This window comes from Streptomyces scabichelini, from assembly GCF_011045015.1.
GTDB lineage: Bacteria > Actinomycetota > Actinomycetes > Streptomycetales > Streptomycetaceae > Streptomyces > Streptomyces scabichelini.
In genome coordinates, this window is the sequence record NZ_JAAKZY010000243.1 from 1 (window position 1) to 15,103 (window position 15,103).

The 15,103-nt window shown below is 71.0% G+C and carries 11 protein-coding genes and 1 pseudogene; 8 read left to right on the forward strand and 4 right to left on the reverse strand.

The window, feature by feature from the left end; all coding sequences use genetic code 11:
• Window positions 1-190: 190 nt before the first annotated feature.
• The 4 genes from G5C60_RS43165 to G5C60_RS43180 are packed head-to-tail and all read left to right on the forward strand — an operon-like array spanning window position 191 to window position 5,595.
• The gene (locus G5C60_RS43165; RefSeq protein WP_165268366.1) at window positions 191-1,882 is read left to right on the forward strand and encodes a glycoside hydrolase family 13 protein; all 1,692 of its coding nucleotides are present in this window, start codon (window positions 191-193) and stop codon (window positions 1,880-1,882) included.
• 53 nt (window positions 1,883-1,935) lie between these two features.
• A complete protein-coding gene (locus G5C60_RS43170; RefSeq protein WP_165268368.1) occupies window positions 1,936-3,291 on the forward strand; it encodes an ABC transporter substrate-binding protein in 1,356 nt (451 codons plus the stop codon).
• A 10-nt stretch (window positions 3,292-3,301) separates the two neighbouring features.
• The gene (locus tag G5C60_RS43175; protein WP_165268371.1) at window positions 3,302-4,678 is read left to right on the forward strand and encodes a carbohydrate ABC transporter permease; all 1,377 of its coding nucleotides are present in this window, start codon (window positions 3,302-3,304) and stop codon (window positions 4,676-4,678) included.
• A complete protein-coding gene (locus G5C60_RS43180; RefSeq protein ID WP_165268374.1) occupies window positions 4,675-5,595 on the forward strand; it encodes an ABC transporter permease subunit in 921 nt (306 codons plus the stop codon). Before G5C60_RS43175 ends, G5C60_RS43180 begins: the two co-directional genes overlap by 4 nt.
• Window positions 5,596-5,806: 211 nt before the next feature.
• Here G5C60_RS43180 and G5C60_RS43185 read toward each other — a convergent pair whose 3' ends face one another.
• Window positions 5,807-8,002, reverse strand: a complete 2,196-nt coding sequence (locus G5C60_RS43185; protein WP_165268377.1) for an MMPL family transporter — start codon at window positions 8,000-8,002, stop codon at window positions 5,807-5,809.
• Window positions 8,003-8,136: 134 nt separating this feature from the next.
• On the opposite strand from G5C60_RS43185, the gene rpe reads away from it, so the two are divergent.
• From rpe to G5C60_RS43205, 4 genes and pseudogenes are all read left to right on the forward strand, one after another.
• On the forward strand, window positions 8,137-8,823 hold the full coding sequence (rpe, locus tag G5C60_RS43190; protein WP_165268380.1) for a ribulose-phosphate 3-epimerase: 687 nt from the start codon (window positions 8,137-8,139) through the stop codon (window positions 8,821-8,823).
• Between the two features lie 89 nt (window positions 8,824-8,912).
• The gene (locus G5C60_RS43195; protein WP_165268383.1) at window positions 8,913-9,956 is read left to right on the forward strand and encodes a sugar-binding domain-containing protein; all 1,044 of its coding nucleotides are present in this window, start codon (window positions 8,913-8,915) and stop codon (window positions 9,954-9,956) included.
• Window positions 9,957-10,054: 98 nt separating this feature from the next.
• Window positions 10,055-10,138, forward strand: a pseudogene (locus G5C60_RS43200) (guanyl-specific ribonuclease); the annotation flags it as partial.
• Complete coding sequence (locus G5C60_RS43205; protein WP_165268386.1) at window positions 10,135-10,551, forward strand: barstar family protein; 417 nt, start codon at window positions 10,135-10,137, stop codon at window positions 10,549-10,551. The pseudogene G5C60_RS43200 and the gene G5C60_RS43205, both read left to right, overlap by 4 nt.
• Before the next feature lie 4 nt (window positions 10,552-10,555).
• On the opposite strand, the gene G5C60_RS43210 is transcribed toward G5C60_RS43205, so the two are convergent.
• The 3 genes from G5C60_RS43210 to G5C60_RS43220 all read right to left on the reverse strand — a co-directional run.
• Entirely contained in the window at window positions 10,556-13,381 is a 2,826-nt protein-coding gene (locus tag G5C60_RS43210; RefSeq protein WP_165268389.1) for an AAA family ATPase, read from the reverse strand.
• Between the two features lie 186 nt (window positions 13,382-13,567).
• Window positions 13,568-14,362: an amidohydrolase family protein gene (locus tag G5C60_RS43215; protein ID WP_165268393.1), complete on the reverse strand. Its 795-nt coding sequence runs from the start codon at window positions 14,360-14,362 to the stop codon at window positions 13,568-13,570.
• A 10-nt stretch (window positions 14,363-14,372) separates the two neighbouring features.
• Window positions 14,373-15,103, reverse strand: a 731-nt coding sequence (locus tag G5C60_RS43220; RefSeq protein WP_165268396.1) for a hypothetical protein, incomplete at its 5' end; no start/stop codon positions are given.

Below are 15,103 nucleotides of genomic sequence, written 5' to 3' on the forward strand. Positions count from 1 at the left end.
CCCTCTCCTCTCTCTCCTCGCCCGCCCGTCTCCTTTCGCTCTCTGCCCGCCCGCCTCCCATCGCCGCCTGAGCATCCGCCCCACCTCGGCGCCCTCCGTGGTGCAGGATCCGGCGCCCCTGTCCGCCGGCCGCCGTTACTCCTCGCGCGGCGGCCGGTCTCCACCACGCACAGTCCAGGACGGTTTCACGATGATCGATGCGTTCGTCGACGACGATTCGGTGCACAACGAACCACGCCCCTCCGAGCCGTCCACGCCCACCGCACAGCAGCAGTGGTGGCGTACCGCCGTCATCTACGAGGTGTACGTCCGCAGCTTCCTCGACAGCACCGGGGACGGCATCGGCGACCTCGCCGGTGTCCGCGCGGGCCTGCCGTACCTCAAGCGACTCGGTGTCGACGGCATCTGGCTCAACCCGTTCTACCCCTCGCCGCAGTACGACCACGGCTACGACGTCGCCGACTACTGCGACGTGGACCCGGTCTACGGAGACCTGGGGGAGTTCGGCCGCCTGGTGGACGACGCGCACCGACTGGGGTTCAAGGTGCTCATCGACATCGTCCCCAACCACTGCTCCAGCAAGCACCCGTGGTTTCTGCAGGCTCTGGCCGAAGGCCCGGACGGCTATGCCCGGTCCCGCTTCCACTTCGCCGAGGGCCGTGGTGCGGACGGCGAACTGCCGCCCAACAACTGGCACTCGATGTTCGGCGGACCCGCCTGGACCCGGGTCGCCGAGCCCGACGGTACGCCGGGCCAGTGGTACCTGCACCTGTTCGGGCCCGAGCAGCCCGACCTGAACTGGCGCAACCCGGAAGTCGGCGGTTACTTCGAGCAGGTGCTGCGGTTCTGGCTGGACCGCGGCGTCGACGGGTTCCGTATCGACGTTGCCACCGGCCTCTTCAAGCATCCCGAGCTGCCGGACTCCCCGGACCCGTCGGCCGACGCGCGGGCCCGCGACACGGTCAACCCCCTGGCGTGGAACCAGCCCGAGACACACGGTGTATGGCGCACTTGGCGCACCGTCTGCGAGGAGTACACCGCACGGGACGGCATCGACCGGCTCCTCGTCGGAGAGGTGTCGGTACGCACACCCGCTGAGCAGGCCGCGTACGTCCGCCCGGACGAGCTCCATCAAGCCTTCTTCTTCCACATGCTGACGGCCCCCTGGGACGCCGTCACCTTCCGCCGCGTCATCCAGGACGCTCTGCGGGACATCGCCGACACCGGCTCGACCATCACCTGGGTGCTCAACAACCACGATCAGGTCCGCACCGTCACCCGGTACGCGGCCTCCGACCGCGCCCGCGCCGCCGCGCTGCTGATGCTCTCCCTGCCCGGCGCCGCCTACATCTACCAGGGCGAGGAGCTCGGCCTGCCGGAGGTGGTCGACCTGCCTGACGAGGTGCTCACCGACCCGATATTCCACCGCAGCGGCAGCCGTGTGGGCATCCGGGACGGCTGCCGCGTACCACTGCCGTGGTCGGGGCACCTGTCCCCGTTCGGTTTCACCTCGGGTGACGGCGCCTCGGGCGAGGGCGTCGCCAAGCCGTGGCTGCCACAGCCCGCCTGGTTCGCCGCGCACACCACCGAACGGCTCATGGCCGACCCGGATTCCTTCTGGCACCTGTACCACGACGCGCTGCGCTTGCGGGCGAGCCTGCCGTCGCTCGGCAACGGGACGCTGCGCTGGCTGGATTCCCCGCCGCAGGTCCTGGCCTTCGTCCGCGGGGACGGGCTGGTGTGCGCCGTCAACTTCGGCGAGGTCCCTTGTCCGGCCCCGGTCTCCGGTACCCCGCTGCTCGCGAGCGGTCCGTGCCCGCCCGGGACCCTCCCCGGCAGCACCGCCGCCTGGTGGGCGGCAGACGCGGCCCTCACGACCTGATGTTCCGTCCGTCTTTCACAAATCCGTCCGTTCTTTCACAAAGGAGTGACCCGATGAATGGCAGAGCGGCAGCAATGACGGCTGTGGCCGTCCTGGTGATGGGAGCCGCCGGGTGCGGCTCCTCGGACAACGACTCCGCCGGAACCCCGGCGACGACCGGCGCCAAGGACGCCTCCACACTGGAGCTGCCCAAGCTCGACGGGCAGAAGCTGCAGGTGGCCGGAGTCTGGACAGGCGCCGAGCAGAAGAACTTCCTCAAGGTGCTGGCCCGCTTCGACGAGCTGACGGGAGCAACCACCACCTTCGTGCCCACCGGCGACAACGTGTCGACCTTCGTCGGCAGCAAGATCCAGGGCGGGTCTCCACCGGACGTGGCGCTGCTGCCCCAGCCCGGCGTGCTGCAGCAGTTCGCCGAATCCGGCTGGCTCAAGCCGCTTCAGCCGGCCGTGACCAAGGAGCTGGACCAGAACTACAGCAAGGTCTGGCGCGACCTCAGCACGTACAAGGACCAGCAGTACGGCGTGTTCTTCAAGGTCACCAACAAGTCCTTGTTCTGGTACAACACCGCGGTCTGGGAGCAGGCCGGACTGACCGACACCCCCACCACCTGGGAGCAGTTGCTCAAGGACGGCCAGACTCTCTCCGACTCCGGCACTCCTCCGTTCTCCATAGGCGGCGCCGACGGCTGGCTCGTCACCGACTGGTTCGAGAACATCTATCTCAGCCAGGCCGGCCCGGAGATGTACGACAAGTTGACGAAGCATCAGATCAAGTGGACCGACCCGTCGGTGACCAAGGCGCTGACCACGCTGGGCCAGATCTTCGGCAGGCCCGATCTGATGGCCGGAGGCACGCGGGGCACGCTGCAGACCGACTTCCCCACCTCGGTCGGCCAGGTCTTCGCCAAGCCGCCCAAGGCCGCACTGGTCTACGAGGGCGAGTTCATCGCGACCAACATCACCCAGGAGACCACGGCCAAGGTCGGCACCGACGCCAAGGTCTTCCCCTTCCCGGCCGTGGACGGCGGTGAGGCACCGGTACTGAGCAGTGGCGACGTCGCGGTCGCGCTCAAGGACGGTGAAGGCGCACGGGCGCTGATGAGCTTCCTCGCCTCCCCGGAGGCGGGAGAGATCGCCGTTCAGCAGGGCGGTTTCCTGTCACCGAACACGGCGGTCTCCTTCTCCAGCTACCGCGACGACATCGTGCGGGGCATAGCGCAGAACCTGATCAAGGCCGGCGACAACATCCGGTTCGACATGTCCGATCAGGCGCCGGCCGCGTTCGGCGGTACCAAGGGGCAGGGGGAGTGGAAGGACCTGCAGGACTTCCTCGCCAAGCCCTCCGACGTCGCGGGCGCGCAGAAGCAGCTCGAAGCGGACGCCGCGAAGGCCTTCGGCAAGGCGGGCTGAGGCAGCCGTCATGTCACAGACCCTTTCCCCTCCGTCCCCCGCCGCCCCCGCGGCGGCGGGGGCACCCGCCCGCCGCACGAAGAGAACCCGCAGCCGTGTATGGATCGCGGCGTTCTTCCTGCTGCCCGCGCTGGTCCTGCTCGGCGCGCTCGTGGTGTATCCGATCGTGTGGTCGGCCGTACGCAGTCTCTTCGGCCCCGACGGCTTCACCGACTTCGTCGGGCTGTCGAACTACACCGGCGTCTTCACCGACCACCAGACCCTCGTCGCCATCAAGAACAACGCGATCTGGGTGGTTGTCGCGCCCGTCGCGGCCACCGGGCTCGGGCTGATCTTCGCCGTGCTCACCGAGCGGATCCGCTGGGGCACCGCCTTCAAACTCGTCGTCTTCATGCCGATGGCCATCTCCATGCTGGCCGCCGGCATCATCTTCCGGCTGGTCTACGACCAGGACCCCGACAAGGGCGTGGCCAACGCGGTGGTGACCGGTGTCCACGACACCTTCTTCAAGGCATCGGCATACCCCGGCGCCCACCCTCGGGTCGCGGGTGCCGGCAGCGGCACCCTGGCCGGGCCGGTCGGCGGCCCCTACACCGGCAAGCCCGTCAGTCCCGGCAGCGGCCCGGCCGTGTTGCCACTGGTCGGGGTGCAGCCCGGCACCATGACCGACGCGAAGCAGGCCGCCTCGCCGGGCGACTGCCCGTCCGGCTCCCTGTGCGGCACCGTCTGGCTGGACTTCCAGCCGGGCGGTGGCACCCCCGGAAAGGTCGATGAGGGGGAGAAGGCACTGTCGGGCGTCCGGGTCGAGGCCGTGCGGGACGGACGCGTCGTCGCCACGGCCACCGCGGCCGAGGACGGCAGCTTCACGCTGCCCGCGTCCTCGATCGGCGCCTCACCCGTCCAACTGCGCCTGCCGGCAACGAACTTCACCGCCCAGTACGCGGGAGTCAACTGGCTCGGTCCGACCCTCGTCACCTGGGCGATCATCGGCGCCTACGTCTGGATGTGGACCGGCTTCGCCATGGTCCTCATCGCCGCCGGGCTGGCCGGGATACCCCGGGAACTGCTGGAAGCCGCACGTGTCGACGGCGCGAAGGAGTGGCAGGTCTTCCGCCGCATCACGGTGCCGCTCCTGGCGCCGGTGCTGGGCGTGGTCCTGGTCACGCTGGTGATCAACGTGCTGAAGATCTTCGACCTGGTCTACGTCATCGCGCCCGGGGCGAGCCAGCAGGACGCCAACGTACTGGCCCTGCAGCTCTACCTGTCCTCCTTCGGCGGCGGCAACGACCAGGGCACCGGCAGTGCACTCGCGGTGCTTCTGCTCGCCCTGGTCGCACCGGCCATGTTCCTCAACATCAAGCGGTTCCGAAAGGAGAAGTCACGGTGACAACCCTCCAGACCGCCGATGCCGCCCGGACCGCCAAGGCCGCCCCCGCTGCCGCCCGCCCCAAAAGACCGGGCGCCGCCGTCCGCGCGGCGCGTCGGCTCACCGGTGGAGCCACACAGCTCGTCCTGCTGGCCGTAGCCCTGTTCTGGCTGCTGCCCACCGTCGGCCTGCTGCTGTCCTCGATGCGCGGGCCGCTGGACATCCAGGCGTCCGGCTGGTGGACGGTACTCACCAAGCCCGCGCAGCTGACCCTGCACAACTACGCCAACCTGCTGGAAGATCCGACGATCACGCGTTCGTTCCTGAACAGCCTGCTGATCACCGTCCCGGCCACACTGCTGGTCGTGGTGGTCGGCTCCCTCGCCGGATATGTCTTCGCGTGGGTCGAATTCCCGGGCCGGGACTGGGTTTTCCTGATCGTCGTCGGTCTGCTCGTGGTGCCGCTCCAGGTTGCGCTGGTCCCCATCACCAGCCTGTTCGGGAAGCTCGGGATCTTCGGCAGCATCACCAGCGTCGTTCTCTTCCACGTCGCTTTCGGACTGCCGTTCGCGATCTTCCTGCTGCGGAACTTCTTCGCGCAGATCCCGCGCGAACTGCTGGAGGCCGCCCGGCTCGACGGGGCGGGCGAGTTGTGGCTCTTTCTCCGGGTGGTGGTTCCGCTGGGCGGGCCCGCGATCGCCTCGCTCGGCATCTTCCAGTTCCTGTGGGTCTGGAACGACATGCTCGTCGCGCTGATCTTCGCCGACCCGGGCTCGGCCCCGCTCACCGTGGCCCTGCAACAGCAGACCCGTCAGTTCGGCACCAATATCGACGTCCTGTCCTCCGGGGCCTTCCTCTCCATGGTCATCCCGTTGGTGGTCTTCTTCGCCTTCCAGCGGCAGTTCGTCAACGGCGTCATGGCAGGAGCGCTGAAGTAGCCGGCCCCGTGCCTCCGGGCCTGGACCGTACAGGGGTCGGTCCAGGCCTGGAGATGTCCGACGCCAAGCGTTCCGCTGGGGGCGCGGTTCGAAGCTGCGGGTTCGTCGTGGCTGGTCGCTCCCCCACTCTCGGCTTCGCTCGAGCGGGGGGACCCTCATCGCGGCGGAGCCGCATATCGACACTGCCCCGCGCCCCTGAAAGGGGACCGGTTCAGTCCGACGGCCCGCCCGGCCGCGAAGCCGGTTCCCGTGTCCCCGGACCCGCCACCGATGTCGGCGGCGGCGCCCCGCTGTCCTCCCGGGCCAGGCGGTGTGGCCACCACACCTTCGGGCCGACGTCCAGGAACAGGGATGTGACCAGGACCGAGCGGACGATGAACGTGTCGAGGAGGACGCCGAGGGCCACGGCGAAGCCGATCTCCGCGAAGGCCACCATGGGGAGCGTGCCGAGGGCGGCGAAGGTGCCGGCCAGGACCAGGCCCGCCGAGGTGATGACGGCTCCGGTCGCGGCCAGGCCCGTCACCACGCCGGGGCGGGTGCCCTGGCGGGCCGCCTCCTCGCGGATACGGGTCGTCAGGAAGATGTTGTAGTCGATGCCCAGCGCCACCAGGAACACGAAGACGAAGAGCGGGAAGTCCGTAGACTCGCCCGCGTAGTCGAAGAGGTACCGGAACGCGAGCGCACTGATCCCCAGCGCGGCGGCGAACGACAGCACCACCGTGCCGATCAGCAGCAGAGGCGCGATCAGGGCGCGCAGCAGCGCACCGAGGATCAGCAGCACGACCACGAGCACCAGCGGGATGATCAGTATGTTGTCGTGGGTCGTCGCCTCGTCCATGTCCAGCAGAGCCGCGGTACCGCCGCCGACCTGCGCGTCCGCGTCGGGGACCGCGTGCGCGGCGTCCCGTACCCGCTCCACCGTCTGTTTCGCGGCCTCGCTGTCCGCCGGCGCGGTCATGGTGGCCTCGAAGAGGACCTTGCCCTCGAACTCCGGTTTCGTGCCCGGCGGCAGGCCGAGGGACTCCGGTACGACACCGGATGTGCCCGCGACGGCCTGGCCCACCTGCTCGGCCTGTGCCCGGTTGCTGATGACGACCAGCGGATCGCCGCTGCCCGCGGGGAAGTAGCGCGCGGACACCTCCTGGCCGACGATCGAGTCGGGTTTGTCGGTGAAGGCGTCGGCGTTGCTCAGCCCCTCCGCACGCATCTGGATCAGGCCGAGCGACAGAAGGGCGAGCGCCGCCGCCGTGACGCCCCAGATCATGCGCGGGCGGCGGGCGATACGGCGGCCCATGCGGGCCCAGAGGCCCCGCTCGGTCGGGTCGGGCGCGCCGAAGTGCGGGATCACCGGCCAGAAGATCCAGCGGCCGAAGATCACGAGCAGGGCGGGGAAGAGGGTGAGCATCGCGAGCAGCGCCACCGCGACGCCGATGGCGGCGACCGGACCGAGGCCGCTCGTCGAGTTCATCTCGGCGGCGAGCAGCACCAGCATGCTCAGGACGACCGTGGCGCCGGACGCGATCACCGCAGGACCCGCCCGGTGCAGGGCCAGTGCCATGGCCTCATGGCGGTCCTCGTGGCGGCGCAGCTCCTCCCGGTAGCGGGCGACCAGGAGCAGGGCGTAGTCCGTCCCTGCGCCGAACACCAGGACCGTGAGGATGCCCGCACTCTGGCCGTTGACGGTCAGGCCCGCGTTCTCCGCCAGGAAGTAGATCAGCGCCTGCGCGGTGAACAGCGCGGCGACCACCCCGAGCAGGGGGACGAGAATCAGCGTCGGGCTGCGGTAGGTGAGCAGCAGCATCACGATGACGACGATCATCGCCGAGAACAGCAGAGTGGAGTCGATGCCCTCGAAGGCCTCGGAGAAGTCCGCGGACGTACCGCCCGGACCCGTGATGTGCACGGCGAGCCCGTCGCCGCCCTCGCCGACGTCGTCACGGATCGAGTCGACCGCGGGCGCGATCCGTTCCCAGCCCTTCTCGTCCATCGTGATCGGGACGAAGATCTGGGCCGCCCGCGGATCGGCGTCCCGGTCGAACGTCGGACCCCGGGTCTCCGCCCCGCGGATGCCGTGGTCGCGCAGCTGCTCGAGCTGGCGCACGTCCTCGGTGATCTGCTCCCGGTCCTGTGCCGTGAGGCCGCTCTCGCGGGCGTACACGACGATCGCGGGGATCTGCTCCGGCCTGAAGTCCTCGGATGCCTCCAGGACCTGTGTCGATTCGGCGGAGCCGGGCAGCCAGGACGCCGCGTCATTGTCCTGGGCGTCGGTGAGCTTCTGGGCGAACGGTGCTGTGAGGATCAGCACCACCAGCCACAGCGCCACCACCAGCCATTTGGCCCGGCGCCCGCAGACCAGGTGCGCAATGCCCCTTTTCTGATGGTTCTGCCGGTCTCGTACGTCCGTCATGGCCACCCCCGCAGCCGTACGTCCACCCCGTGGGCGGCCCAGCATGGCATGCCGTCGCCGCGAGCGGCATCCGCAGAACGGACTAGGTACGGACCGAGGGGAACAACCCCCCGAGGGCATGGCAGGCTTGGAGCATGGCCGTGCAGATCAACCCAAGCATCCTGTCCGCCGACTTCGCCCGCCTTGCCCAGGAGGCAGAAGCGGTGCGAGGGGCCGACTGGCTCCATGTGGATGTGATGGACAACCATTTCGTCCCGAACCTCACGCTCGGTGTGCCGGTCGTAGAGTCCTTGGCGCGTGCTGCGGACACGCCGCTGGACTGCCATCTGATGATCGAGGACGCCGATCGATGGGCGCCTCAGTACGTAGAAGCGGGTGCCGGTTCCGTCACCTTCCATGTGGAGGCGGCCGCCGCTCCCGTGCGGCTCGCCCGCGAGATCCGGGCCAAGGGCGCCCGCGCCTCCATGGCCCTCAAGCCCGCGACTCCCATCGAGCCGTACGAGGATCTCCTCGCCGAACTCGACATGTTGCTGATCATGACCGTCGAGCCGGGCTTCGGAGGCCAGGCGTTCCTCGACATCATGCTCCCGAAGATCCGCCGGACCCGCGAGTTGATCACCAAGCACGGCCTCGAGCTCTGGCTCCAGGTCGACGGCGGAGTCTCGGCCGAGACCATCGAGCGCTGCGCGGAGGCCGGGGCCGACGTCTTCGTCGCCGGATCGGCGGTGTACGGGGCATCGGACCCGGCCGAGGCGGTACGTGCATTGCGCACCCAGGCGGAGGCGGTGACTGCCCACGCGGCCTGGGCGTGCGGCCACTGAGCCACCACTGAACCAAGGGAACGTGAACGCCGTCCATCGGGGCTGATCAAGTACGCCGGATCTGCAAGGATGAACGGCGAATCCAGAGTGTGAACAGCAGTGAGGAGATCGCCGTGTCGGGTATGTCGGCGGGCCGGTCAGCCATGCGGATGGGGCCCGCTGAGCTGGTGCAGGCGGCGGCCATGGCCCGCCGCTTCTACCTCGAGGGCAAATCCAAGATCCAGATCGCTGAGGAGTTCGGCGTCAGCCGCTTCAAGGTGGCCCGGGTCCTGGAAACCGCTCTCGAACGGGACCTGGTGAGGATCGAGATCCGTGTCCCCGCCGAACTGGACGCGGAGCGCTCGGACGCGCTGCGCGCCCGCTACGGACTCAGGCACGCCGTCGTGGTGGAGTCCCCGGCCGACGCCGAGGAGTCGCCCGACCCCGAGAACCTCGGCGAAGTGGCCGCCGACCTGCTCGGCGAGCTGGTCACCGAGGGCGATGTCCTCGGCCTCGCATGGGGCCGGTCCACCATCCACATGGCGGCGGCGCTCGACCGGCTGCCGCCGTGCACGGTGGTGCAGCTGACGGGTGTCTACGACGCCGGTACGGCCGAGCGCGGCTCGGTCGAGGCCGTACGCCGGGCCGCCCAGGTCTCGGGTGGCGACGCCCACCCCATCTACGCGCCGATGCTGCTGCCGGACGTGGCCACCGCTGCCGCGCTGCGCAGCCAGACGGGGATCGCCCGCGCCTTCGAGTACTTCGACAAGGTGACGGTCGCCTGTGTGTCGATCGGTTCCTGGGAGGCGGGCATCTCCACGGTGCACGACATGCTCACCGATGAGGAGCGCTCGCACTACGCCTCGCTCGGGGTCGCCGCCGAGATGTCCGCGCACCTCTTCGACGCGGAGGGCCGCCGAGTCGGCCGGGACCTGGGGGAGCGGTGCATCACGGTCGAGGCCGACCGGTTGCGGCGTATCCCCGAAGTCGTCGCGATCGCGGGCGGTCAGCGCAAGGCGGCCGCCATCGACGCGGTGCTCCGCTCCGGCCTGGTCACCAGCCTGGTGACCGACACGTCGGCCGCGGACGTCCTGATGACGACGGGTCCGGCGCCGCGTCCGGCCCTGGACCGGGCGGACCCCGACGGTCCCTGATCCTTCCCGGGCCCCCGGGATCCCTCAGCGGACCGAGAACGCGCCACGCGGGGACGGCCGTGGCAGCATCGGCGAGATGCTGCTCCGGTTGTCCCCCCGCCCGGCGCATTGTCACCGGGCGGGGCGGTGAGATCTACTACACCGATGATCACTACAAGTCGTTCAGAGCAGTCCTGAGATGACGGATGACCCGCTCGCCCCGGTGCTCGACGGCAGCGCCCCGCCAGGTGTCCTGTCCTGGCCCGCCCGGCTGCCGGTGGACCGCGCGCTCGAAGCCGCCCGCGAGGCGGGCTGGGAGACCGCCGTTCTCGACCTTGCCGGAGTCTCCGACAAGCCGGGACTCATGGCGGCGTGTGCCACCGCGCTGCGGCTGCCGGACTGGTTCGGCGCCAATTGGGACGCCCTGGCGGACTGTCTCGCCGACCTGGAGTGGTGGCCCGCACGACGCGGCCGGTTGCTGCTCGTACGGGACTGGCAGGAATACGCGGCGGCCCGGCCCGCGGAGTGGACCGTCCTCCAGGAGATCTTCGCGGACGCGGCGGCGCACTGGCGGGCCACGGACACCGCGCTCGTGGTCGTGATGAAGCTCGGCTGAGCCGTCAGGCTTTCGGCGCCAGTTTCGCGGGCAGCTCCGTCCGGGAGCCGATCCCCAGCTTGGCGTACGTATGGCTCAGGTGGTACTCCACCGTCTTGACGCTCAGGACCAGATCAAGGGCGATACGGCGGTTGGTGAGCCCCTCGGCGGCAAGCCGGGCCACCGCCAGCTCCTGCGGGGTCAGCAGCGGGAGCACGGCCGGGACGGGGCCCACCGGCTGCCCGCACGCCGCCAGTTCACCCACGCACCGGTCGGCGAACCATACGGCCCCCAGGGCGCCGAAGGCCCGGTGCGCGGCCAGCAGGGACTCCGTGGCGGCGGCGCGCCGGCCGGTCCGGCGCAGGAAGATCCCGAAGTCGAGGGCCAGGCGGGCGCGGTCGAACGGATTCGCCACGGCCGTCGCATGCTCCCACCCCGTCCGGAACGCCCGCTCGGCGGCGTCCGGCCGGTGGCGGGCGGCAAGCAGGCAGCCCCGTTCCCGCGCGGCCGCAGCCAGGGCCGACCGGCGCCCCGTCGCGAGGGCGAGTTCGTCCAGCAGGGCGAGCGTGCCGGCGCACTCCTCGTACGCGCCGACGGCGAGCTGTGCGTGGGCGAGGAGATCGTGCCAGGGCAGGAACGCGGGTTCCTCGGGCGTCCGCAGGTCGAGGAGCGGCCGCAGCACGCGGACGACCTCCTGCTGGTCGCCGCGGGCCACGGCGAGACAGGCCCGGCTCCTGGCGATGGCCATGAGCGTCGGGATGTCGGGCGTCGCCCCGAGAGCGCACCGGGCCTCCGCCAGGTGGGCCGCGGCCCCCTCACGGTCGTCGCGCAGGGCGAGGACCAGGGCCAGCTCCGCGTGCCCGTGGGGCGCGAGCCACGACTGGCCGGCGTCCGTGGCGATGGAGCAGCCCGCGCCGAGATGCAGCACGGCCTCGTCCCACCGGCCGATACGGAACTCCGCCTGGCCCAGGTGCGTGTCGGCGAGCACGCGCAGCGGCACCGGTCCATGGCGGGTCATCCGCACGGCCGCGCGCAGGTCGTCCCGGCCGCCTTCGAGATCGTCCGACCACACGCGCAGCATCCCGCGGCCCAGCAGCAGGTCGGCGTCCTCGGGGCCGACGAGCGCGGGGGCGGGCAGGTTTCCCGTCAGCGCCACACCGCGCTCGGCGGCACCCGTCATGCCCAGCGCGACCAGGTGGCAGTAGCGGAGCGTGCCGCCCGCGACGTGAGCCGTCGTCAGGGCGGTCGCGCGCTCGGCCCAGCATGCGGCCTCGGCGCCCCGGCAGTGGGCGAGGCACAGCATGGCGAGCCGCTCCGCGACGCGCCGCGCCAGGGCGGGGTCGGCCGCCTTGTCACAGTGCTCCCAGGCGTCGGTGAGCAGCGTCCACGCGTCCGTGGTGTTTCCCCGTACGAACGCGAGATGGCCCTCCGCATAGCGGTGCCGTGCGGACTCGGCGGGTGCGGACAGGGCCCCGATCAGTGCTGCGGCCTCGTCGGCCCGGCCCTCGGAGAGCAGGGCGTCCGCCGCCGCGACCGCCAGCCGGTCCCGCTCGGGGCCGGCCGCAGCCATTCCGGAGGCATGCCTGGCCAGGGTCGCCGCGCTGGACCAGCGGCCCGCGGCGGCCTCCTCGTCGGCGACGGCGGCGAGTTCGGCGGCGAGGTCCGGGTCCGTTCCGTCGGCGGCCCGCAGCCGGTGCCAGAGGGCGCCGAAGCGGTCGGCGGTGGCCTCGGCGGCGCGGGAGTGCAACTCCGTGCGCAGCATCGGTCCGAGGTGGTGGTAGACGGACGCCCGTACCAGCGGGTGCGGGAAGGAGACGCGGTGTGTTCCGGGTGCGAGCCGCTCTTCCAGGAGCTCCTGGGCGATGGACTGTTCCACGGCGGGCAGCGGATCAGCGATGCCTGCCAACCGCGCCGCCTGCCGCAGGTCGCAGTGCATGCCCAGCACCGAGGCCGCGGCCACCAGGTCCTGCGCGGCCCGGTCGCAGCGCGCCAGCCGCGCGAGCACGATCAGACTGTACGAGCGGGGCGCGGGCAGGGATGCTTCAGGACCCGCCAGAACGTCGGCCGGGACCTCGCGCAGCAGCGCGCGGGCGTGCAGCGGGTTTCCGCCGGTGTGATCGTGCAGTCGCGTGACGGCGCGCGGCGGCAGGGGCGCGGGGAGCAGCCGGGCGCCGAGGCGGGCGAAGTCGGCCACGTCCAGCGGGCCGAGCGTCAGGCGTTCGGTCTCGTCGTCCGCGAGCAGCCGCCGTGTGCTCTCCGGCAGCCCGGGGTGGGCGGAGTCCCGCACGACGACGACGGTGAGGATCCGGTCCGCGCGCAGCCGGCGCAGAGCGAAGGCCACCGATTCCAGGGACGGGGCGTCCGCCCACTGGGCGTCGTCGAACACGATCACACGAAGCGCGCCGTCCTCCAGCCGTCCCAGCACGTCGAGCAGGCAGGACCCCGCGACGAACGGATCCGCGAGGTCCTGAGGAGGCACACCGGGGCCGCCGCCGGGAAGGGCCGCCGTGAGGCGGTCCATGAGACGGACGAACGCTCCGTACGGCAACGCGGACTCGGTCTCCTCGCCGCAGACCCGGTAGGCCGGGACGGGATGCCGCCGCAGGAACTCGCGGACCAGTGCGGTCTTGCCCATGCCGGCCTGGCCGTCCACGGCCACCAGCCGGGCGGTGCCACCGTCCGCGGCCTTCAACAGGCCGTCGAGCACCGCGAGTTCGTGCTCACGGCCGCATAACTCGCACCCCGGCCCGGTGTCCCCCGGTCCTGCGGTGCGGGTGTCGGAGAGGTCCGGCGCGGCGGTCGCGGTCCCGCTGTGGGGTGCCGCGCGTACGGAGGGCGAGCGGACGGTCATGGCGGTTCCTCCGACGCTCGCCCGGCCTGACTCACTCACCGTGGCGGCCGGGTGGTCCCGGTTCAACCAGAATCGTTCCTTCCGGTCGAAGCTGGCCCACTTGGCGGAGGAGGCAGCTCAAGCAGCCGTACTAGTTCCAGCCATCCCTGGAAGGGCACTGCCTCGGCGTCACTCCCCACGAAGACCTCACCGTGTATGTCCCCGTCCGACTGGTACAGGTCGATGATGTAGCGCATGGCGGCTCCCGGCGGCCCGGATCGGCGGTCCCAGCAGACGCAGCAGATTCCCTCCGGTGATCTTCGCTTCGTCGGCCGGCTGCAGTGCCAGGGCCTTCACCTTCGCCAGTTCGACTCCAGGGTGCAGCCATGGCCCGTCGGACCCGAACAGCAGCTTCTCCGGACCCGCGCGCTCCAGGGCGCGCAACAACAGATCGAACCGCCGTACGCCCGAGGTGTCGGCGTGAACGTTGGGGTGGCGCACCAGGTGGTCGACCAGGGCCAGTTGTGCACTCCAGTCGTCCGCGAAGCTGCCCAGGTGCGGAATGATGAAGTCGACGTCGGGGTAGGCGGTGGCGAACAGTTCGACGGTGGCGACCTCGCCCATCACGTCGTACAGCACCGGCAGCCGGAAGGTCCTCGCGGCCCCGCACACCTCCCGGGTGATCCGCGCGTCGTGCCGGTGGACCTTGATGCCCCGCAGCCCCCAGCGGCCGGTGGCCTCCGCGAGGAGTGCGTGGATCCGGCCGGCGTCCCGCCGCGGATGCACCATGGCGAATCCGCTGTACCGCTCGGGACGGTCCGCGACGATGCGGCCCACCTGCCGGTTGGCCACCGCGTAGTCGGAGTGGAACACCGGCAGCAGGACCGTGTGGCGGATGCCGGCCGCCGCCGCCCGGCGGGCGTACGCGTCGAGCGGAGCGGAGTCCCACGGTCCGTCGAAATCCGGCCCCTGACCCGCGTGGCAGTGGCAATCGATGACCATCACCCGCTCCTCACGGCGGCAGCACCCGTACGGCGCCCGGGGCGAGGAAGGCGAGGCGGCGCTGCACGAAGAAGGTGTTGCCGTCCTGGTCGAGCCCCGGCACCGGGCCGATCCACTGCCAGTCTTTACGGGCCGCGAACCGTTCGGTGTACGCCTGCCACTCCGCCGGACTCGGATACCTGTCGTACCGGTCGTGGAAGTACTGGCGGGTGGAGCCGAACTCGGTCGCGTTCCCGATCGGGTTGGGCAGCGCGCCCGTGAGCGCGCGGGCAGCCAGGGTGCGGGCGGCCGCGGGAAGGTGCTGCCAGGGCCGCTGCTGGAGGGTCCGGTACCGCCCGAGCTGTCCCCTGGGGATGCCGGGCGGGGCCGGCCTGGGGTACGTGTCGCCTGTGGGGACGAAGTCGGGCCTGCGCTGCGCCCGCCGGGCGGCCTGCCAGTTCCTCAGCACGTGCTGCAACGGAGTCGAGTACGCGCGCAGGAACGCGTGGAACGACGGGTACAGGGTGCGGGTGAGCAGCGCGTACCGGTTGAACATGGCCCACACGACCGCGGCCTGCTCGGCCCCGGCGCGGCGCCCTCCGGTCTCGCCGACGAGGAACCGGGCGGTCCACACGAGGTCGTCCGGTGTGAAGCGGTACGGCTGTCCGGAACCCTGGGCCACGAGGGTGCCGAGCGCCGCCGGCCGACCGTGAGCGGAGAGCGGGCCGGCGGACGGGCCGGGGGTCGGGAACGGATTGGGGG

Excerpts from the sequence above, each read along its gene's own strand:
- G5C60_RS43165 (WP_165268366.1), top strand. The coding sequence starts at position 191 with ATGATCGATGCGTTCGTCGACGACGATTCGGTGCACAACGAACCACGC.
- G5C60_RS43170 (WP_165268368.1), top strand. The coding sequence starts at position 1,936 with ATGAATGGCAGAGCGGCAGCAATGACGGCTGTGGCCGTCCTGGTGATG.
- G5C60_RS43175 (WP_165268371.1), top strand. The coding sequence starts at position 3,302 with ATGTCACAGACCCTTTCCCCTCCGTCCCCCGCCGCCCCCGCGGCGGCG.
- G5C60_RS43185 (WP_165268377.1), bottom strand. The coding sequence starts at position 8,002 with ATGACGGACGTACGAGACCGGCAGAACCATCAGAAAAGGGGCATTGCG.
- rpe (WP_165268380.1), top strand. The coding sequence starts at position 8,137 with ATGGCCGTGCAGATCAACCCAAGCATCCTGTCCGCCGACTTCGCCCGC.
- G5C60_RS43205 (WP_165268386.1), top strand. The coding sequence starts at position 10,135 with ATGACGGATGACCCGCTCGCCCCGGTGCTCGACGGCAGCGCCCCGCCA.
- G5C60_RS43210 (WP_165268389.1), bottom strand. The coding sequence starts at position 13,381 with ATGACCGTCCGCTCGCCCTCCGTACGCGCGGCACCCCACAGCGGGACC.
- G5C60_RS43215 (WP_165268393.1), bottom strand. The coding sequence starts at position 14,362 with ATGGTCATCGATTGCCACTGCCACGCGGGTCAGGGGCCGGATTTCGAC.